This window comes from Halorientalis marina (assembly GCF_023028345.1).
In the GTDB taxonomy this organism is placed as follows: Archaea; Halobacteriota; Halobacteria; order Halobacteriales; family Haloarculaceae; genus Halorientalis; species Halorientalis marina.
The window spans coordinates 3,379,927-3,398,343 of sequence record NZ_CP095487.1; the positions used below are offsets into that span (position 1 = coordinate 3,379,927).

Sequence of the window (18,417 nt, forward strand, 5' to 3'; positions counted from 1 at the left end):
ACATCGACTAACCGTCAGGCCATGTAGTCCCGGACGGTCTCGCGCAGGTCGTCCGCGCGCTGCATCTGTTCCTCGTTGGCCGCCGCGATCTGCTGGATGTCCGCGGCGATCTCGTCGGCCCGGTCCGCCGCCTCGTCGACCATGCTCGCGACCTCCTCGGTGGAGGCGGCCTGTTCGTCGGTGGCATCGGCCACTTCCTGGATGCCGTCGGAGACCTCGCTGGTGGCCGCGACGATCTCGCCCAGCCGTTCCATCGCGTCCTCGACCTGGTCGATGACGTCGTCGATGCGCTCGGTCGTCTCGGTCAGGTTCGACACCGTCTCGTCCGTATCCTGCTGAATGCCGTCGATAAGGTCCTCGATGTCGCTGGCGTGTTGCTGGCTCTCCTCGGCGAGCTGTTTCACTTCGTCGGCGACGACGGCGAAGCCCTCGCCGGCCTCGCCCGCACGGGCGGCCTCGATGGAGGCGTTCAGCGCGAGGATGTTCGTCTGGTCCGCGATGTCGTCGATGACCGTGGCGATGTCGTCGATCTCGTCGATACTCGACTGGAGGCGGTCGACGTCGTCGGCCACGTCGGTCGCCGAGTCGGCGACCTCGTTCATCGTCTCGATTGCGGCCTCCGCGGACTCCTGGCCGCCCCTGGCGAGGTCCTCGGCTTCGGAACTCTTGGTGTCGACCTGCTGGGCGCTGGAGGCGACCTCCTCGACGGTCGCCGAGAGGTTCGAGACCTCCTCGGCGACTCGTTGCATGGTCTGGTCCTGGCCCTCGGCGGTGTCGGTGATGTCCTTGACGGCGCCGGTGACCGTCTCGGAGGTACTGTACAGCACGTCCATCTCGTCGGTGACCTGCTGTGACAGCGATTCGAACTGCGCGGCCAGTTCGTTGAGGGTGCCCACGACCGAGACCATCTCGTCGTCGAGTTCGTCGCTCTCGAAGGTCGCGCGGGCCGAGTAGTCGCCGGCCTGTAACGCCTCGATGGTCTCTTGCAGTTCCGTCACCAGGGCCGTCGTCTCCTCGCGCATCTCGACGTCCTCGGTGCGGTCCTGGACCATCTCGACGACGCCGACGAGTTCGCCGTCGTCGTACAGCGGCGCCGCGCTGAAGGAGATATGGCGCTCGTCGCCGGCGGCGGCGGTCATCGTGCTCCGGTCGCGATAGAGGGTGTAGTCGTACTCCGCGACGCGTGGGACGCCGTACTCCTCGTCGGCCGACTCCGGCGCGTCGAGTACCTTGTCGGCCAGTGTCTTCCCCCGGCGGCCGTCGTGGTAGAACGCCTGGCTCGCCAGGTCGTAGTCGTAGGCGTCCTCGCGGTCCTCGCCGGTCAGCGTCTCCGACCCGCGGTTCCAGAACACGATATCGCCCTCGTCGTTCATCACGAACAGGCAGGTCCCGACGTGGTCGAGGATCGCCTCGTAGCCAAGCGGGAAGGACTCGGCCGCGGGGCCGAGCGCTCCCGGCGGCGTCTCGGGGTCGAGCGTCCCCTGGACCGTTGCAGCCGCCGCGTCCCGTCCCCCGTCGGCTACCGCCCGCGTGCCCGCCGTCGCGGCCGTGTCCCGGTCCTCCGCGTCGAGTTCGTCCGTCAGGAGAGTCGTCAGTGCCGTCTCAACCTCGTCCAGCGCCGGTTCGGCACCCAGTTCGCCCCTGAGCTCGTCGAACGCGGCGCCAACGGCCGCCTCGACGACCGATCCTCCGTCGTCGCTCGCGTGCTCGAGGCGCTCGTCGTACCGTTCGGCGATCGTCTCGTCGCCCACGTCGTTCCGCGTATCCGTCCCGTCGGCCGAATTACCCGCGCTCGAGCGGCCGGAAGTCCCCACAAGGCCGAAGAGCGAATCCAAAATGTGCCCGGACATAGTTTCTCTCCGGTCGGTTTCGACAACCTATTTTTATATTTTTCCCCGCCCGCATCAGAAGTGAGAATCGGACCGCACATCGGTGCCGTCCGATACGGCCGGTCGCGACGGTCACAGTGGGATTCGAACTCGATTGCGGGACTCGCTGCGCTCGGTCTGCCGTGATTCGAATCCCCTGCGTGCCCTCCGCTCGCTGCGCTCGCTACGGGCACGGTGGGATTCGAACCCACGGCCGTCGGATCGCTTCCACCGGCAGGGCGGCTCCGATGATAGAAGTCCGACGCTCTATCCGGACTGAGCTACGTGCCCTCGCCCGGTGGTAGCGACGCGTGCGTCTAAAGCGGTGGGGTTTCGGATGGCAGGTCTTAATGGGACCTCGGCAGTAGGGAAGGACAATGACCGTCATCGGAACCGTCGGCCTCCCGGGCAGCGGCAAGGGCGAGGCCGCCGAGGTGGCACGCGAGCGCGGGATTCCGGTCGTAACGATGGGTGACGTGATCCGCAGGGAGTGTCGCGACCGCGGGCTCGACCCGGCACAGCACCACGGCGAGATCGCTCAGAAGCTCCGCGAGGAGAACGGGCCCGCAGCCATCGCCGAGCGGTCGCTGCCACTGATCGAGGCCGAACTCGACGACGCGGAGACGGTCCTCGTGGACGGCCTCCGCTCGGGCGTGGAGCTCGACGCCTTCCGGGACCGCTTCGGCGAGGAGTTCGTCCTCGTGAGCATCGAGGCGCCGTTCGAGGTGCGTCGGGAGCGACTGGACGAGCGCGGCCGGGACGACACCGACAGCGAGAGTCTCGAAGAGCGCGACGAGCGGGAACTGGGCTTCGGGATGGGCGAGGCGATGGACCGGGCGGACGTGACCATCGAGAACACGGACTCGCTCGCCCGCTTCCGCGAGCGGATCACGGCCCTGCTGAACGAGGGGCCGGCGGCGGTCGAGCGATGATCTACAGCGTCGACGTCCAGATCACGGCGCCGGTCAACGACACGGAAGTCACCGACCGCGTCGTCGACGCGATCCACAACCTATTCCCGAACGCGACGGTCGAGGAGCGGCCGGGCGAACTCGTCGCCGAGACCCACGAACTGGAGACCCTCTCGGAGCACCTCCACCGCGAGGAGATCCTCGACGCCGCCCGGAGCGTCTTCTTCGACAATCGGCAGGGCGACACGTTCACGTTCGACCTGAAGAAGCAGGCGGCCTTCGAGGGCGTGGTGACCTTCGCCGTCGGGAACCCGAGCGAACTCGGCGACATCCACGTCCGGGTCCGCGTCGAGGAGCCGTCGGTCGAGGACGTCATCGACCGGATCGCACCCCGGACCGAGGAGGGGCGGCCCGTCGACTCCGAGGGGTGACGACGGTGACGACCGCGATTTTCTTCGCGCTCGACGGGACGCTGTTGACCCGTGCGGAGCCGTTCGACGCCGTCCTCGCGGCGACGTTCGAGGCGGAACTGGGCCACGTCGAGGCCGACTGGCTCGCCCGCTACGAACGGCGGTTCGAGGCCCATGCCGCCGCGTTCGTTCCGGACCCGCACGAGCGGGCGCTGGCGGACGTCCGCGAGGCGTTCGACCTGGACGCCGACCCGGGAGCGCTGGCGGAGGCGCTCGCCGAAACCGACCGCGAGGCGACGCGGGTCAGCGACGACGCCGTCGAGGCACTCCGCAAACTCGGCGTCGACGACGAACTCGGCGTGCTGACGAACGGGCCGCGGGCGTGGCAACTCGGGAAACTCGCCCACCACGACCTGCAGGGATACTTCTCGGCGGTCGTAGCAGCCGACGACGCCGACGCGCGGAAGCCGGACGCGGCGATCTACGAGGCGGCCCGCGAGGCGGTCGACGCCGACGAGTACGTCATGGTCGGCGACGACTACGAAGCGGACGTGGAAGGGGCACGGGCGGCCGGTTTCGTCCCGATCCACTTCGAGCGGGAGGGGCCGGACTTCTGGTCGACGCTGCTGGCGATGCTGTGAGCGGCGTGTCGGGCCGCTCCGGCGCCGGGGCCGCGCTCAGCCCTCGACTTCCTCGACGGCGGCGCCGGGGACGTTGCGCTTGACGCTCCGGAGCCCCTGTTTGGCCTTCTGTTTCGAGGAGTACCCCTGCCCGCTGTCGGCGATGATGTTGCCGTTGTCGTGGCGGAGCCGCCAGCGCCACTCCTCGGCCGTGTCCGCGAACAGTTCGAAGGTAGCCTTGCTGCCGTCGTCGTCGGCGACTGCCTCGTCTCTGGACTCGTCGACGACCGGCGCGCCCGGAGCGTTCGTCTTGACGCTCTCGATGCCGCCCGTGGCGTTGCCCTTCTCCGTGTACCCCTCGCCGCCGTCGGCGATGATGTTGCCGTTGCGGTGGCGGAGCCGCCAGCGCCACTCCTCGGCGCTGTCCTCGTAGAGCTCGAAGGTGGCCTTGCTCGCGTTCGTCTCGGTGACGACGTCGTCCTCGTCGGCCTCCCACTCCATCTCGAGTTCGAGGCTGACGGTGTCACCGTCGCGGTCGATCTCGATTTCGAACTCCGATTCGGCGGCGGGGTCGACCGTCACCGTCTGGTCCTCGTCGGCCGGCACCGGTTCGCCGCGGCGGAGCGCGCGAGCGACGCGACTGAAGTACGACGCGATTGCGCGCCTGCTGCGCGACCGTCTCGACCGGTGGATAGGGTCGTCGGACATGCACCCGATAGTGGGGCCGCCAGCCCATAACTGTAGTCCCCGGGACGTGTCACCCGGCGGCAATCATCGCGGGTGTCAGTCCAGGCCGCTGACGAACACGGCGAGCCACTGGCCGAGGTCCTGCCGGCGGCGCACCTCGATGCGAGTCACCCACTTGACCCACTGGAAGCCGCGGCGCCCGGGTGCAACGAGGCGGAGCGGTGCCCCGTGGCCGTGCGAGAGGCGGTCGCCGTCGACGTGGGTCGCCAGCAGCGCGTCCCGGGCCTCCGCGACGGGCAGGCTCCAGCGGTAGCCGGTGACGGACTCGAATCGGACCCAGCGGGCGCGGTCGGTGGCCCCCGCCTCGTCGAGCAGGTCGCCGACGCGGACGCCCCGCCAGTCGTGTTCGGAGTACCAGCCGCTCGTGCAGTCCAGCAGGGCTCGCTCGTCGGTGGCGTCGATGGGCGCGTCCGCCCCATCGGCGTCGGCCGGGCCGGGCGTCACGGCCGCGTAGTCGAGTTCGAGGGCGCGCTCGACCTCGCCGTCGACGGTCAGCGCCCAGTCGCCGGTGTCGACCGGGTCGGGGTCGTCGGCGACCCACGAGGTGACCGGGAAGTCGTTGCCGTCGCCGCTGCCCTCCTCCTTGGAGCCGGTGAACCGCCGCTCGCGGCCGAGGGCGTCGCCGACGGCCTCCTGTGCCCGCCAGGCCAGCGCGCCGCCGCCGAGCAGTGCGGTGTACTGGAGCGCGGTCCGGCGGCCCTCGACGTCCCGGCGGGTCGGGAGGCGAAAGCGGTGCCGGAGGTGCCACGCGAGGACGGGAACGACGAGCAGGCCGAGCGCCATGTGGACGGTCAAAAGCGGCCACGCGAGCACCCAGACCGGGCCCGAGAGCGTCCAGTAGACGCCGGTGGCGAGCGCGGCGACGGCCAGCGTCCCCAGCAGGATGGAGACGGGCGTGGCGCCGTCCCACAGCGAGCGGTCGGTCACGCGGCGGCGGACCCGGCGGAACTTCCAGCCGAGCAGACCCACGAGCGTCAGGCCCGCGAGCGCGTGGAGAGTGAAGAGCCACGCGCCGTCGGGCGTGCCGACCGTGAGACTCACCAGTCCCGACCCGACCTCGAACGCGACGAGGGCGAGGATGGACCAGTCGACGAGACGTGGCGGCGGTTCCAGCCGCCGGCGGCGGTCGGCCATCGTCCGTCTTTGGGACTCGACGGGCTTGATTCCGACGCCGAGACGTGGGGCCGGCTCCGACGGATCAGGACCCCGCGTACGACCGCTGGACGACGACAGCCCCGCTGGCGTCCCGGACGGTCACCGTGTCGCCGTCGTTGTTCCAGACCGGCGAGCCACGTCCCCAGTACAGGTCGGCCGCGGTGTCGGTGCCGCTGCCGGTGTGGAGGGTCAGGCGGTCGCCGGGTGCGAGCGCGACGCCGGTCGGGACCGTGTAGCGGTGGTCGGCCTCGTCGGTCACCGTCCACCCCGAGAGGTCGAGCCGGTCGTCGCCGCGGTTCTCGAAGACGACGTACTCGTCGTTCAGGTTCTCACCGTCCCGGCCGGCGGCGTCGGCGTTGACGGTCGCGACAGTGAGGCCGCTCTCGCTGGCGGTCACCGTGGCGGTCGCGGTGACCGCGCCGGGCGTCCGGCAGGCCCAGACCCGCGTGCCGTTTTCCTGGGCCGCCGACTCGGCGTCGTAGAAGCGGTCGGACTCGGTGAAGGTGCTGTCGTAGACGCGGGCGTAGCCGCGGGCGACGAGCCGGTGGTTGAAGTTCGCCCCGTCGACGACGACGTAGGCGAGTAGGCGGTCGTAGTAGCCCCGCGTGTCGGACTCCGCGTCGAGCCGGAGGGAGACGGTCTCGCCGAGCAGTTGGTCGGTGGCGAAGCGGGTGGCCTCGCGACCGGCAGCACCGAGACACTCCCGGCCAGCGGCGGTGTCGGGGACGCCCTCGAACTCGTCGGGGCTGTTCTCGGCGTTGGTCTCGGGCGTGTCGACGCCGAGCAGGCGGACGGTGTCGGTCGACCCGTTCTGGAAGCGAATCCGGACGGTGTCGCCGTCGATGACGCCCGTGACGGTCACGCGGTAGTCGGCCGCGAGCGTGGTGCCGTTGCGGGCGCCGTCGGTCCCGTCGAGGTCGCCGCCGGGGTCCGCGAGGTCCGCACAGCCCGCGAGCGCGGTGAGAGCCAGCAACGTGAGTGCGAGCGCGGCGAGCGGGCGGTCCATACCCCGGCCAGGGGCGGCGGCCACTTAGCGTCCGTGGCCGGCGGGTCGGAGGGTGGGTCCCGCCGACAGCACGGCCCGGACGATGCCACGCGATGTAGCTACCCAAAGACCTACGCGGGGGCCCGTCGTGGGTTCGGTAACCGATGCTCGCCCCCGTCACGATCAGGGAGGTCATGAACGACACGGTAGAGACCATCGGTCCCGACGTGGCCGCCGTCACGGTCGCGAAACGGCTCCACGAGGAGGGGATCGGCTCGCTCGTCGTCGTCCGCGACGGCGAACCGGTCGGGATGGTCACGGAGTCGGACATGGCGCGACTGGTCGCACAGGAACGCGACGTCGGCGAGGTGACCGCTACCGACTGCATGAGCGCGCCCGTCATCACCGTCGACGTGGCGGACTCCCTCGAACTCGCCGTGGAACTGCTTCGGACCCACCGGATCAAGAAACTCCCCGTGCTCGACGGTGACGATCTGGTCGGCATCGTCACTACGACCGACCTCTCGTACTACCTCCCGCACCTGTCCCGCCGGGAGTCCGAGCAGCCGGCGGCGGGGGACCGCCGCACGCGCGAACGGGTCGACACGGCCTACGAGCGCGACGGCTGGGAGTTCGAGAGCGTCGGCGCCCGCTCCGATCACATCGACATCGGTGACGTGGTGCGGTTCAGCAAGGAGTTGACCCAGGACGACGTCGAGGCCTTCGCCGAGGCCAGCGGCGACACCAACCGCCTCCATCTCGACGCCGAGTACGCCGCCGGGACGCGTTTCGGCGAGCCCATAGTCCACGGAACGCTCGTCGGCGGCCTCATCTCCGCCGCCATCGCCCGCCTGCCCGGCCTCATCGTCTACCTCTCACAGGACACCAGCTACCTCGGCCCCAGCCCCATCGGGAGTCGTGCCACCGCCGTCTGCGAGGTCGTCGAGGACCTCGGCAACGAACGCTACCGCCTCACCACCTCCGTCGTCACCGAGTCGGGCGACCAGGTCATCGACGGCGAAGCCGTCGTCCTCGCCGACGCCATCCCCGACAGCGCCTGAGTCGCAACTCCCCACCCGTTCCCGATTTTTCATCACGATTTAACGTGCTAGACACTCACACACCTATCAGATACAAAGAACTAAGGTCACCCCCCTACCTTATACAATTATAATGCGCTGCCCCCGATGCGGCGAACGGATGGCCCTGAACGACCAGACGACGAAACTGAGCGAGTACTCCTGTGACGCGTGCCACCGGACCGAGATCGTCACCAAAGAGTCACCCGTCGCCGGCCACGCCCTGTAGGACGGCACTCGTTTCTTCGGCCCCTCACAGCGGCAAGGGCACGAGCAACAGCGCCACCGCGATGCCGATGAACACGACCTTCAGCGCCGTGTTCACCACGATGACCTTGCTCCCGAACTCCGCTCCCCAGATGCCGTACTGGAAGGGAATGGAGCGTTTGAACGTCGTGACGGCGAAGGAGACGATCCCCCCGACGAGCATCGTCGCCACCGCCTGCCGGGGCGTGAACGTCCCGTTCTCGACGAACGGCGCGATGAACACCGCGCCGTTGGTCGTGTCGATGGCGAACACCGCGATGGTCGGCACCGCCGCCCCCGGCAGGCCGAGCACCGCCGCCAGCGGGTCCGCCGCCGCCGTCAGCTCCGTCAGGTCGTAGCGGGCCACGAGCACCGCGACGACGATGTAGATGACCACCAGCCGCGGGAGGATGTCACGTATCTTCTCGACCGTGTTCCGCCCGGCCTCGCGGAACTTCTCGCGCGTGGTCAGGTCGCCGCCGTCGGACGAAACCCCGCTCGCTTCGCTCGCGGAACCGCCGTCGGTCGACGCACCGCCCGGTTCACCCTCATCGGCCACCTCGGCGTGTGGCTGGATGTCGGCGTCGTAGTCGACGTTCGCCTCCGAGAGCAGGAGCGCGCCGGCGAGGATACCGACCAGCGTGATCGCGAGCGCGATCAGCGCCCGCGCGCCGACGTACAGGAGGCCGACCTCCAGCCCGAGGATGGGGATCAGTACGGGGGCATAGAAGGTGAAGATGTGCTGGGCGAAGCCGAAGAAGGTGTTCATCGTGACGGCCACGAGCGTCGCGCGGTCGTCGAGCATCCCCGCCTCGCGGAACTCCGCGAGCATCCCGTAGCCCGCGGTCGGCGAGGCCGTCGTCGTCAGGATGGCGGTCCCGACCTCGGTGGGGAGGTTCGCGGGGCCGGTCAGCGGCTTCGCGAGGGCGGCGATGCGGTCGACGGCGCCGAACGCGATGGCGACGTTCGCCAGCCCCACCCCGAGCGCGAGAAAGACCGTGATCTTCCCGACCCGGACCAGGACCTCGCTCAGGACGGACCCCAGCGTCGCGGCCATTCGGTCGCCGCTACGGGCCTGCCGGTCAAAGCCCTGACTATCCCGGCGAGTCCGTCTCCTCAGAGGACCAGCTGGGCGACCACGAAGAGGACGACGACGCCCAGCACGTCACAGACGTTCGTCACGACCGGAATCACCACGTCGTCGGGGTCCAGCTCGAAGCGGTACGCCCAGTAGGTCGCCACGGCCGTCACGACGACGGCGACGACCGCCAGCGCGGCCCCGCTGACGACAGCAACGAGCAACACCGTCCCGGGCGCGAGCACCGCGCCGACGGTCAGGCTCGTCAGCACCCACGCGCCGACGCCGATGACCGGAAACACCGTCAGCGCCAGAACCACCGTCGCGACCGCGTTCCCCGCCAGCAGGTCGTCGTCCGGGGCAAAGGAGAGCGTCCCGAGGTGGAAGGCAGTCGAGAGCCGCGCGGCCAGCACGCTCCCGAGGTTCCCCGCCGTCCCGATGGTGACCGGGACCAGCACGAGCAGCGTCGGATACCGCAGCAGGTCCGACTCGAAGCTCCCGAGGACGAGGCCGCTCCCGATCTCGACCAGCGTCAACACGAGCAGGACCGGCAGCGCCGCGCGCATGATCGCCCGAACGGTCCAGTCCGTCGTCATCTACGCCCCTCCCACCCACAGGACCGCCCGCACCGCAAAGAGCAGAAAGGTCACGCCGAAGACGTCCCCCGCCGTCGTGACGATGGGGCCGACGAGCGTGTCGGGATTGTACCCGCGGCGATACCCCGCGAACACGACCAGCACGACCGTCGCCGACAGCGCGACGCCGGACATGAGTCCCGCGAGCAACGCGATTGCCACGAGCGTCGTGACCGGCGCGACCTGCTGGCCGAGCGCTGTCAGGACGAGGACGGCCGCGACCGCGGCGAACGCGCTGGCGAGCAGGCCGCTCGCGACCGCCGCCGCCACGGCACGCTGGAGGCGGTCGTCGTCGGTCCGGACCCGCGGCGCGATCAGCCCCTGGTGGAGCGCGGTCGCGAGCCGCGCGCCCAGCGAGCCGTAGACGTTCCCCCGCGTCGCCAGCAGCGCGGGCACGAGCACGAGCAGGCCGGGCACCGCCGCGAACTCCGACCGCATTCCGCCGAGGACGACGCCCGCCAGCAGGCCGCCGACGACGCTCGCACCCAGCGCGGGCAGTCCCTCGCGATAGGCGTCGACGGCGACCTCCCGGATCGTCATCGAGAGAACCCACGACCGGCCGCATCAAAAAAGGGACGCGTGACGGCCGTCCGACCGACAGCACCTGAAAAGAGCCTGACCCTTTCGGGACAGCACCCAAGCCACAGCCGCCCCTCACGGTGACCATGCAAGCGGCACGCTTCCACGGTCCAGAGGAAGGGCTCGTCGTCGAGTCAGTCCCGCGTCCCGACCCCGGCCCCGGCGAACTGCTCGTCGAGGTCGGTGCCTGCGGGCTCTGTCACTCCGATCTCCACCTCCTGTCCGGGGAGTTGCCCGTCCCGACGCCGGTCACGCTCGGCCACGAGGTCGCCGGCACCGTCGTCGAGACCGGCGCCGGCGTCGACGACCCCGCGCCGGGCACCCCGGTCGTCGTCTACGGCGGCTGGGGCTGTGGCGACTGTCGGGCCTGTACCCGCGGCGAGGACCAGCTCTGCAACGTCCTGGAGTGGTGTGGCATCGGCGCCGACGGCGGCCTCGCGGAGTACCTCCGCGTCCCCGACCCCCGCTACGTCCTGCCCGCACCCGGCCTCGACCCCGTCGCCGCCGCGCCGCTGACCGACGCCGCGCTCACGCCCTACCGCGCCGTCGACCGCGCACGCGACCACCTCGGCCCGGCCGATACCGTCGTCTGTGTCGGCGTCGGCGGCCTCGGCCAGTTCGGCGTCCAGTTCGCCGCGATGACCGGCGCCAGGGTCGTCGCCGTCGACGTCGATCCCGACAAACTCGCCCTCGCCGACGACCTCGGTGCGGACGCCACCGTCGACGCGAGCACAGGGACCGTCCCCAGCGCGATTCGCGACGCGGCCGGCGGCGAGGCGGCCGTCGCCATCGACTTCGTCGGCGACGACGACACCCTCCAGTGGTGTGGGAACGTCCTCGACACGGGCGGACGCCTCTACGTCGTCGGCATCGGCGACGGGAGCTACGAGGTGGCGTTCAACCCCCTCGTCGGCGCCGAGATCGCCGTCACCAACGTCTTCTGGGGGTCGATCAACCAGCTCCGGGACGTGCTGGCGCTGGCCGACGCCGGCCGCCTGGAGGTGACGACCGAAACCGTCGGGTTCGACGACCTCGCGGCCACCTACGACCGCCTGGAAGCCGGCGGCGTGGCGGGCCGAGCCGTGTTCACCCCCTGACTTGCCGCGGCCTCCGGTTCTAAGTGTCTCTCTAGCGAAGGGTCGGGTATGCCGGAAAAGAACGTCGGCGGACTCGACCGCATCGGTCGCGCCGCGCTGGCCGTCGTCCTGACGGTCGTCGCGGTCAGCGCGCTCAAACAGGGGAACCGCTCGAAGGGGCTGCTCGTAGGCCTGGCCGCGCTCGGCGCCGGATTCAACGCCACGACGTGTTTCTGTGGCCTGAACAAGACGCTCGGCATCGACACGACCGGCGAGGAGTGACGGAGTGGGCGGTGCAGTGCGGCCGCGGTGGGAACGGAAGCGTCCGCGCGAGCGAAGCGAGCGCGGTTCACTGCTGGCGAACGGCGACGCCGTGAGCCAGCAGCCGTTTTTATACTAAATTTTTGCGAGGGAGGTGCCCGCAGCGACCGCAGGGAGCGAGGACACCCCCCGAAGTAAAAATTTAGTCGCCGAACGGACCACCCGGGCCGCCCGGACCGCCGCCCATACCGCCCATGCCGCCCATGCCGCCCTCGCCCTGTTGCATCTTCTTCATCATGCGCTCCATGTCGCCGTCGCCCATGTTGCCGAACTGGTCGAGGGTGCGGGCCATCATCTTGTGCTGTTCGAGCAGTTCGCGGACGGTGTCCTCGTCGGTGCCCGAGCCGCGGGCGACGCGGCGGACCTGGTCGGCGCCGATGGAGCGGGGGTTCTCGAGTTCGTCCTCGGTCATCGAGTCCATGACGACCTCGAACCGGCGCATCCGGTCTTTGGTCACGTCCATGGCGTCGTCGGGGAGCTGGTCCATCATCCCGCCGCCCATCCCGGGGATCATGTCCATCACCTGGTCGAGCGGCCCCATCTTGTTCATCGCGTTCATCTGGTGGCGCATGTCCTTGAGGGTGAACTCGCCCTCCAGCATGTTCTCGGGGTCCCAGTCCTCTTCTTCCTCCTGGGTCTCCTCCATCGCGCGCTCGACGCGCTCGGTGAGCTGTTTGAGGTCGCCCATCCCGAGCAGGCGGGAGATGAACCCGGAGGGCTCGAACCGCTCGATGTCCTTGACGGTCTCGCCGGTCCCGAGGAAGGCGATGGAGGAACCGGTCTCGTTGACGGCCGCGAGTGCGCCGCCACCTTTCGCCGTCCCGTCGAGTTTGGTGATGGCGACGCCGTCGATGCCGATGGACTCCTCGAACTCCTGGGCCTGGTCCTTGGCGGACTGGCCCATCGCGGCGTCGATGACGAGCAGATTGCGGTCGGGCCTGACGGCCGCGTCGATGCGCTCGATCTGCTCGATGAGTTCCTCGTTGAGGCCGTCACGACCGGCGGTGTCGACGATGCGCACGTCGGCCTCGGCCGTGGCTTCGAGGCCGGCCTCGGCGATTTCGACGGGGTCGTCGGCGTCGGGGTCGCCGTAGAAGTCCACCTCGGCGTTTTCGGCCATCTGCTTGGCCTGGTCGTAGGCGCCGGGGCGGTCGGTGTCGGTCTGGATCACGGCCGGACGGAGTCCCTTCTTCGAGAACCACCACGCCATCTTGGCGGCGGTGGTGGTCTTCCCCGACCCGTAGAGGCCGGCGAGCATGATGGTCTGGGGCTCCAGGGGTAGCTCCGTGGAGTCGCCGACCAGATCGACCATCTCCTCGTAGACGATGCGGAGGACGTGGTCCCGCGCGGAGGTGCCCTTCGGCGGTTCTTCGTCCAGCGCCCGGCTCTCGATCGAGTCCGAGAGGTCCATCACCAGGCTCGTGTCCACGTCGGCCTGGAGCAGCGACCGCTGGATCTCCTTGACGACGTCGTCGATGTCGTCCTCGCTCAGCCGGGACTTCCCCCGGAGGTCGTCGAGTGTCCCACGGAGCGAACTCCCCAGATTGTCGAGTACCATAGTCAGTTACCGTGAATAGTCCGTGCAGGCGGTAAAGCCTTTTTCCGTCGCGGAGCCTGAAAAAGCCGGCCGGGAACCGGCCGCTCAGTCCGCGTCGTGGCCGAGCAGGCGGTCGACGATGACCTCGGGGTCGAACCGCACGAGGTCGTCGTAGTCCTGGCCGGTCCCAAGAAAGAGGATCGGCTTCCCGGTGACGTGGGCGATGGAGATCGCCGCGCCGCCCTGCGGGTCCGCGTCGGCTTTCGTCAGCACCGCGCCGTCGATGGCCGCGGCGTCGTCGAACTCGCGTGCCCGGTTGACCGCGTCCTGGCCCGCGACCGCCTCGTCGACGAAGATCGTCATGTCCGGCTCGATGACGCGGTCGATCTTCTCGAGCTGGTCCATCAGGTCGTTGCTCGTGTGCAGGCGCCCGGCCGTGTCGCCGAGCACCACGTCCACGTCGTTGGCCTCGGCGTACTCGACGGCGTCGTAGATGACCGCCGCCGGGTCCGACCCCTGCTCGTGGGAGATGAGCTTCCGGTCCAGGTTGTCGGCGTGTTTCTGGAGCTGTTCGTTGGCGCCGGCGCGGTAGGTGTCGCCGTTCGCCAGCACCGTCGAATAGCCCCGCTCCTCCAGATACCGGGAGAGCTTGGCGATGGTCGTCGTCTTGCCGACGCCGTTGACGCCCGTGAACACCATCGTCACGGGTTTGTCGGCCTCGGCGATGCGTTCGTCGAAGTCGAACTGGCCGACGCTGATGACGTCCACCAGCGCGTCGTGGAGCGCGTCCTCGACGACGTGGCCCGTCTGTTTCACCTGCGCGCGAGTCTCCCCGATCAGGTTCTCGCGGATGCCGCGCAGGATCTCCTGGGCGACGTTCATCTCCACGTCCGACGAGAGGAGCGCGAGTTCGAGTTCGTCAAGCGGCGTTTCGAGGTCTTCCTCCTCGATGACGGTCTTCCCCGTCGCGGCGAGTTTCGCCCGCCCGAGCAGGCCACGGTCGGTGTCGCTCTCGCCGCCCTCACCCGCGGGCGCCGCCTCGGCCGGTTCGCCGTCGCTCGTCCCGTCCTCCGTGTCCGCGGGCGCGGCGTCGGCCGCGTCGCTCTCCGGCGGTGCCGCGTCCGGGTCGTCGCGGTCCTCGGGGTCGACCTCCTCGACCTCGGCTTCCTCCTCGACGTCCTCCTTGAAGCTGTTCAGCTTGTCTTTCAGTCCGTCGAACATGGCCCCTTATTCGTCGTCGCCTTCCTGCCCCTGCATCTGGGACATCTGCTGTTGCATCTGCTGCTGTTGCATCTGCTGGGCCTGCTGTTCGAGTTCCTCGCTCTCGGACTCGAGCTCGGCGATGTCGGATCGGATGTCGTCGATCCGGTCGTCGATGGTCTCTTTCTTGTTCTCCAGCGTGTCGATGGCGCCGTCCTGCTCGCGTTCGGCCGCGTAGCCGCCGCCGAGGCTCACGATGATCTCGTCGATGTCCTGGACTTCCGCGCGGACGTACGCGTCACCACCCAGCGGCACCTGCACGGTGTCGCCGGAGTCGAGCGTTTCGAGGGCCTCGACGGCCTCGTCGATCTCCATCTTCTCGTTCTGGAGCTCGTCGATCTCGCCCTCCAGGCCTTCGACCTGCTCTTCGATGGCCTGAATCTCCTCGGCGAGCTGCTGAAGCTGACCGCCACCGCCACCACCGAGGCTCATGCGCCCACCTCGCTGATCTCGACCTGCGTGCGCTTCAGCCCGTGTTTCGAGCCGAACTCGGAGTAGGTGTGCTCACGGGCGACATCCTCGTTCGGTGCCTCCAGCGTCTTTTCGAACGTCTCCCAGCCGTCGCGTGACTGCCAGCGGCCACTGATGGTAAATTCAGTCATACACATGAGTGCGAGAGCGACGGGGAAGAATGTACCGACCTCCGTTTTCACTCCGTCCGGTTCGCCCTCGGCGAACCGATCCCCGGAAAAACGGCAGCGCGTGTCGGAGAAGCGGGCCAGATGGCGGCCACGAGTCCTGAAAACGGTGTCCAGTAGTAGCCACCCGGCGGCGACATCGTCGGCCGCGCAAGCAGGCACCACACGCGTTAAAAGTTGGGCGGATATTCTCCGTGAGTTGGAATGTAACGAACAGTAATACGATGTCCGTCGAATTTTCCGATATGGGAATAGAGTGGCAGGACATCGGCGGTCTCGTAGCGCTCGGCCTGTTAGCGCTCGCGTTAGCGTTGACGCTGGCGGGTATCGAAACGATTGCAGGATACGAAGTGCTCGCTGCCGGACAGTGGGCGGTCGGATTCCTCGCTGCAGGGAACTTCAGTGTCGGTGTTCTCTCCGCGGGGATGTTCTCGGTCGGGGTATTCTCCGTCGGAGTGTTCTCCGTCGGGCTGTTCTCGATCGGCATCTTCGCCGTCGGGCCGTTCGCATTCGGGGTGTACGCGATAGGCTTCTACGCAACACAGCAGTCCGTTGCCGCCGCGAGGGAGAGATCCAAAACCGACTAGCGGTTCCCTGCCCCGTTTCGTTCGCGGCCGGTCCCTACTCCTCGAAGCCGTACTCACGGCTCGCTTCGCTCGCAGTCGGTCCTATTCCTCGAACCCCTCTTCGAACCGGAACGTCCCGTTCCGCTGGACGACCTCGCCGTCCACCTCCGACCTTTTTCCCGCTCGGGTGCGCCTCCGGCGCACCGCTCGCGGCAAAAACGTCGATGAAAAAGGCCGAACGCTCACTCCGCTCGCGTTCGGTCGCTACTCCTCGAAACCGTCTTCGAACCGGAACGTCCCGTTCCGCTGAACGACCTCACCGTCGACCTCGATGCGCGAGTCCTCGCTCATGTCGACGATCATGTCCACGTGCTGGGCGCTCTCGTTTTGCTCGTTGTCCTCGCCGACGTTAGCCTCGTAGGCCCGCCCCACCGCCATGTGGACGGTGTCGCCCATCTTCTCGTCGAACAGCATGTTGTACGTGAAGCGGTCGATGTCGCGGTTCATCCCGATACCGAGTTCGCCAAGCCGGCGCGCGCCGGGGTCGGTTTCGAGGATGGAGGTCAGCACGTCCTCGTTCTTCGAGGCGCCGTGGTCGACCACCTCGCCGTCCTCGAAGGCGAGGCGGGCGTCCAGCACCTCCTGCCCGCGCTGGTAGACCGGCTTGTCGAACAGGACTTCGCCCTCGACGGACTCGGGGACGGGCGCGGTGAACACCTCGCCGCCGGGAATGTTGTGCTTGTTCGTGTCGTTGATGGCGATGTTGCCCGCGATGGACATCGTCACGTCCGTGGTGTCCCCGGAGACGATGCGGACCTCCTCGCCGTCGTTGAGGATGTCGACCATGTTCGACTGGAACTCCCGCTGTTCGTCCCAGTCTTTGAGCATCGCGTCGTAGACGAAGTTCTCGTAGGCCGCCGTGCTCATCTCAGCGAGCTGGGCGTTGGCGGGCGTCGGATGCTGGGTGAGCGTCCACGGGTCCGACAGCCGCTCGTCGAGGATCGGGCTGTGGGCCTTGTCGTACTCGGTGTTCACGTCACCGTCCACGTCCGAGAGTTCCGTGACGTTCTCGTTTGCCCGGATGATGATGTGACAGTCCGCTTCCTCGACGAGGGCCTGCTCGTGACCGGGCGTCTCGAACTCGACGTCGGCCTCGTCTGCGGCCCGGAGGTAGCCCCGAATCGCCCGCCCGCTCCGATTCGTCCGGACGGCGACGGGGTTGGCGCCGCGGTCGCCCGCGATCTCGTAGACAGCGACGAGCAGGTCGTCGGCGACCGGTTCGGTCTTGATGATCAGGTCGTCGCCCTCACCCAGGTCGACCGCGTCGGCGAGGATCTGCGCGTGTTCGCGAACACGTGGGTCCATGCCAGTGGGGAAGGGTGGGCCGCGAAAACCGTTTTCGGATGCAGGAGTCCGGGCCGGCAGCGGATTTTTAGCTCGCGCGGCGGAAGGCGACCCATGATCGACCTGCGGAGCGACACCGTCACGAAGCCCAGCGACGCGATGCGGGAGGCCGCCCGCGACGCCGCGGTCGGCGACGACGTGTACGGCGAGGACCCGACGGTCAACGAACTGGAAGCCCGCGCCGCCGCGGTGCTGGGCACGGACGATGCGCTGTTCGTTCCCTCGGGGACGATGGGCAACCAGATCGCCGCCCGCGTCCACACCGACCGCGGCCAGGAGGTCCTGCTCGAACGCGAGAGCCACGTCTACAAGTGGGAACTCGCGGGCGTCGCCCAGCACGCCGAGTGTCAGCCCCGGACCGTCGACGGCGGCGACCGCGGCGTCATCGATCCCGCGGACGTGCGGGCGGGCTACGTCGAGGAAGACGACCACCGGCCCGGAACCGGCCTGCTGGCGCTGGAGAACACGCACAACAGTAAGGGCGGTATCGCTATCGCGCCCGAGAAGATCGACGCCGCCGCGGACGCCGCCCACGACCACGGCGTGCCGGTCCACCTCGACGGTGCACGGCTCTGGAACGCCGCCGTCGCCCACGACGTGCCCCCGTCGCGGTTCACACGCGAGGTGGATTCGGTACTGTGCTGTCTCTCGAAGGGGCTGGGCGCACCGGTCGGGTCCGTCCTCGCGGGCAGCGACGGGTTCGTCGAGCGCGCGCACCGCGTCCGGAAACTCATGGGCGGCGGGATGCGACAGGCCGGCATGATCGCCGCGCCGGCGCTCCGGGCGCTGGACCGCCGGGACGCACTCGCCATCGACCACGAGCGCGCCCGCCGGCTCGCGGCGGGACTGGACGACCTCGACGGCCTCACCGCACGGGAACCGGAGACGAACATCGTCCTCGTCGAGACCGAACGCCCGGCCGAGACGGTGCTGGACGAGTGGGCGGAGGCGGGCGTGCTGGCGGTCCCGTTCGACGACCACGTCCTGCGGTGCTGTACGCACTGGGACGTGACCGACGATGACGTGGACGCGGCCGTCGAACGGGCCGCGGGCACGTGAGAATCGTCCCGGCCGCGGACGAGCGGCTACTGGTTCCCGCCCCGGCCCTGCTGGACACCCTCTTTGAACCCCGTCGCGATGCGGCGGAGGAACAGATAGACGGCGAAGACGACGACGAGCATCACGACGACGATGCCCACCAGTACCGGATCGACCTGAACCATATCGCGTGGTTCGCCGCCGCCGCTGAAAGTCGTTTCGACGCGACACCGGCGGCGAGACCGACGGTGAGAGGGGGTTAGC

General features: G+C 68.8%; 21 protein-coding genes and 1 tRNA gene. 8 read left to right on the top strand and 14 right to left on the bottom strand.

Annotated features, from left to right (window positions below; genetic code table 11):
• Window positions 1–14 precede the first annotated feature (14 nt).
• Together MUG96_RS17495 and MUG96_RS17500 are read right to left on the bottom strand one after the other, a co-directional pair.
• Window positions 15–1,751 (bottom strand): methyl-accepting chemotaxis protein, encoded by a 1,737-nt coding sequence (locus tag MUG96_RS17495; protein ID WP_246984823.1) that lies wholly within the window; start codon window positions 1,749–1,751, stop codon window positions 15–17.
• 304 nt (window positions 1,752–2,055) lie between these two features.
• Window positions 2,056–2,159: transfer RNA gene (locus tag MUG96_RS17500), tRNA-Arg, on the bottom strand.
• 86 nt (window positions 2,160–2,245) lie between these two features.
• On the opposite strand from MUG96_RS17500, the gene MUG96_RS17505 reads away from it, so the two are divergent.
• Genes MUG96_RS17505 through MUG96_RS17515 form a run of 3 tightly spaced genes read left to right on the top strand, consistent with a single transcriptional unit; the run spans window position 2,246 to window position 3,830 of the window.
• On the top strand, window positions 2,246–2,800 hold the full coding sequence (locus MUG96_RS17505) for an AAA family ATPase (RefSeq protein WP_246984825.1): 555 nt from the start codon (window positions 2,246–2,248) through the stop codon (window positions 2,798–2,800).
• A complete protein-coding gene (locus MUG96_RS17510; protein ID WP_246984827.1) occupies window positions 2,797–3,210 on the top strand; it encodes an RNA-binding domain-containing protein in 414 nt (137 codons plus the stop codon). Before MUG96_RS17505 ends, MUG96_RS17510 begins: the two co-directional genes overlap by 4 nt.
• A 5-nt stretch (window positions 3,211–3,215) precedes the next feature.
• A complete protein-coding gene (locus MUG96_RS17515) occupies window positions 3,216–3,830 on the top strand; it encodes an HAD family hydrolase (RefSeq protein ID WP_246984829.1) in 615 nt (204 codons plus the stop codon).
• A gap of 36 nt (window positions 3,831–3,866) precedes the next feature.
• On the opposite strand, the gene MUG96_RS17520 is transcribed toward MUG96_RS17515, so the two are convergent.
• The 3 genes from MUG96_RS17520 to MUG96_RS17530 all read right to left on the bottom strand — a co-directional run bounded on the left by MUG96_RS17520 (window position 3,867) and on the right by MUG96_RS17530 (window position 6,717).
• Window positions 3,867–4,517: an HVO_2922 family protein gene (locus tag MUG96_RS17520; RefSeq protein ID WP_246984831.1), complete on the bottom strand. Its 651-nt coding sequence runs from the start codon at window positions 4,515–4,517 to the stop codon at window positions 3,867–3,869.
• A 75-nt stretch (window positions 4,518–4,592) separates the two neighbouring features.
• On the bottom strand, window positions 4,593–5,690 hold the full coding sequence (locus MUG96_RS17525; protein ID WP_246984833.1) for a molybdopterin-dependent oxidoreductase: 1,098 nt from the start codon (window positions 5,688–5,690) through the stop codon (window positions 4,593–4,595).
• Between the two features lie 64 nt (window positions 5,691–5,754).
• Window positions 5,755–6,717 carry a lamin tail domain-containing protein gene (locus MUG96_RS17530; protein WP_246984835.1) on the bottom strand — a complete coding sequence of 321 codons (963 nt, stop codon included), beginning with the start codon at window positions 6,715–6,717 and terminating at the stop codon, window positions 5,755–5,757.
• A 143-nt stretch (window positions 6,718–6,860) separates the two neighbouring features.
• On the opposite strand from MUG96_RS17530, the gene MUG96_RS17535 reads away from it, so the two are divergent.
• A complete protein-coding gene (locus MUG96_RS17535; protein WP_246984837.1) occupies window positions 6,861–7,757 on the top strand; it encodes a CBS domain-containing protein in 897 nt (298 codons plus the stop codon).
• 271 nt (window positions 7,758–8,028) lie between these two features.
• On the opposite strand, the gene MUG96_RS17540 is transcribed toward MUG96_RS17535, so the two are convergent.
• From MUG96_RS17540 to MUG96_RS17550, 3 genes are read right to left on the bottom strand one after another with little or no spacing between them, the layout of a single operon-like run.
• Entirely contained in the window at window positions 8,029–9,078 is a 1,050-nt protein-coding gene (locus tag MUG96_RS17540; RefSeq protein WP_246984840.1) for a nucleoside recognition protein, read from the bottom strand.
• 59 nt (window positions 9,079–9,137) lie between these two features.
• A complete protein-coding gene (locus MUG96_RS17545) occupies window positions 9,138–9,695 on the bottom strand; it encodes a magnesium transporter (protein WP_246984843.1) in 558 nt (185 codons plus the stop codon).
• Window positions 9,696–10,274, bottom strand: coding sequence for a magnesium transporter (locus MUG96_RS17550; RefSeq protein ID WP_246984844.1), 579 nt, complete (start codon window positions 10,272–10,274; stop codon window positions 9,696–9,698).
• A gap of 125 nt (window positions 10,275–10,399) precedes the next feature.
• Between MUG96_RS17550 and MUG96_RS17555 the strand changes: the two genes are divergently transcribed.
• Complete coding sequence (locus MUG96_RS17555) at window positions 10,400–11,410, top strand: NAD(P)-dependent alcohol dehydrogenase (protein WP_246984846.1); 1,011 nt, start codon at window positions 10,400–10,402, stop codon at window positions 11,408–11,410.
• Between the two features lie 48 nt (window positions 11,411–11,458).
• Window positions 11,459–11,671 carry a YgaP-like transmembrane domain gene (locus MUG96_RS17560; protein WP_246984848.1) on the top strand — a complete coding sequence of 71 codons (213 nt, stop codon included), beginning with the start codon at window positions 11,459–11,461 and terminating at the stop codon, window positions 11,669–11,671.
• 181 nt (window positions 11,672–11,852) lie between these two features.
• Here the strand turns inward: MUG96_RS17560 and MUG96_RS17565 are convergent, their stop codons facing one another.
• The 4 genes from MUG96_RS17565 to rpl18a form a co-directional block, all read right to left on the bottom strand.
• A complete protein-coding gene (locus tag MUG96_RS17565) occupies window positions 11,853–13,268 on the bottom strand; it encodes a signal recognition particle protein Srp54 (RefSeq protein WP_246984850.1) in 1,416 nt (471 codons plus the stop codon).
• An 84-nt stretch (window positions 13,269–13,352) separates the two neighbouring features.
• Complete coding sequence (ftsY, locus tag MUG96_RS17570) at window positions 13,353–14,468, bottom strand: signal recognition particle-docking protein FtsY (RefSeq protein ID WP_246984852.1); 1,116 nt, start codon at window positions 14,466–14,468, stop codon at window positions 13,353–13,355.
• Between the two features lie 6 nt (window positions 14,469–14,474).
• Window positions 14,475–14,939: a prefoldin subunit alpha gene (gene pfdA / locus MUG96_RS17575; RefSeq protein ID WP_246984853.1), complete on the bottom strand. Its 465-nt coding sequence runs from the start codon at window positions 14,937–14,939 to the stop codon at window positions 14,475–14,477.
• Complete coding sequence (rpl18a, locus tag MUG96_RS17580; protein ID WP_246984854.1) at window positions 14,936–15,109, bottom strand: 50S ribosomal protein L18Ae; 174 nt, start codon at window positions 15,107–15,109, stop codon at window positions 14,936–14,938. Before rpl18a ends, pfdA begins: the two co-directional genes overlap by 4 nt.
• A gap of 281 nt (window positions 15,110–15,390) precedes the next feature.
• Between rpl18a and MUG96_RS17585 the strand changes: the two genes are divergently transcribed.
• Window positions 15,391–15,732, top strand: coding sequence for a hypothetical protein (locus MUG96_RS17585; protein WP_246984855.1), 342 nt, complete (start codon window positions 15,391–15,393; stop codon window positions 15,730–15,732).
• A gap of 243 nt (window positions 15,733–15,975) precedes the next feature.
• On the opposite strand, the gene MUG96_RS17590 is transcribed toward MUG96_RS17585, so the two are convergent.
• Window positions 15,976–17,076 (bottom strand): aminopeptidase, encoded by a 1,101-nt coding sequence (locus MUG96_RS17590; protein WP_246984856.1) that lies wholly within the window; start codon window positions 17,074–17,076, stop codon window positions 15,976–15,978.
• A gap of 93 nt (window positions 17,077–17,169) precedes the next feature.
• On the opposite strand from MUG96_RS17590, the gene MUG96_RS17595 reads away from it, so the two are divergent.
• Complete coding sequence (locus MUG96_RS17595; protein WP_246984858.1) at window positions 17,170–18,174, top strand: threonine aldolase family protein; 1,005 nt, start codon at window positions 17,170–17,172, stop codon at window positions 18,172–18,174.
• 26 nt (window positions 18,175–18,200) lie between these two features.
• Here MUG96_RS17595 and MUG96_RS17600 read toward each other — a convergent pair whose 3' ends face one another.
• The gene (locus MUG96_RS17600; RefSeq protein ID WP_246984860.1) at window positions 18,201–18,338 is read right to left on the bottom strand and encodes a DUF7859 family protein; all 138 of its coding nucleotides are present in this window, start codon (window positions 18,336–18,338) and stop codon (window positions 18,201–18,203) included.
• Between the last annotated feature and the right edge of the window lie 79 nt (window positions 18,339–18,417).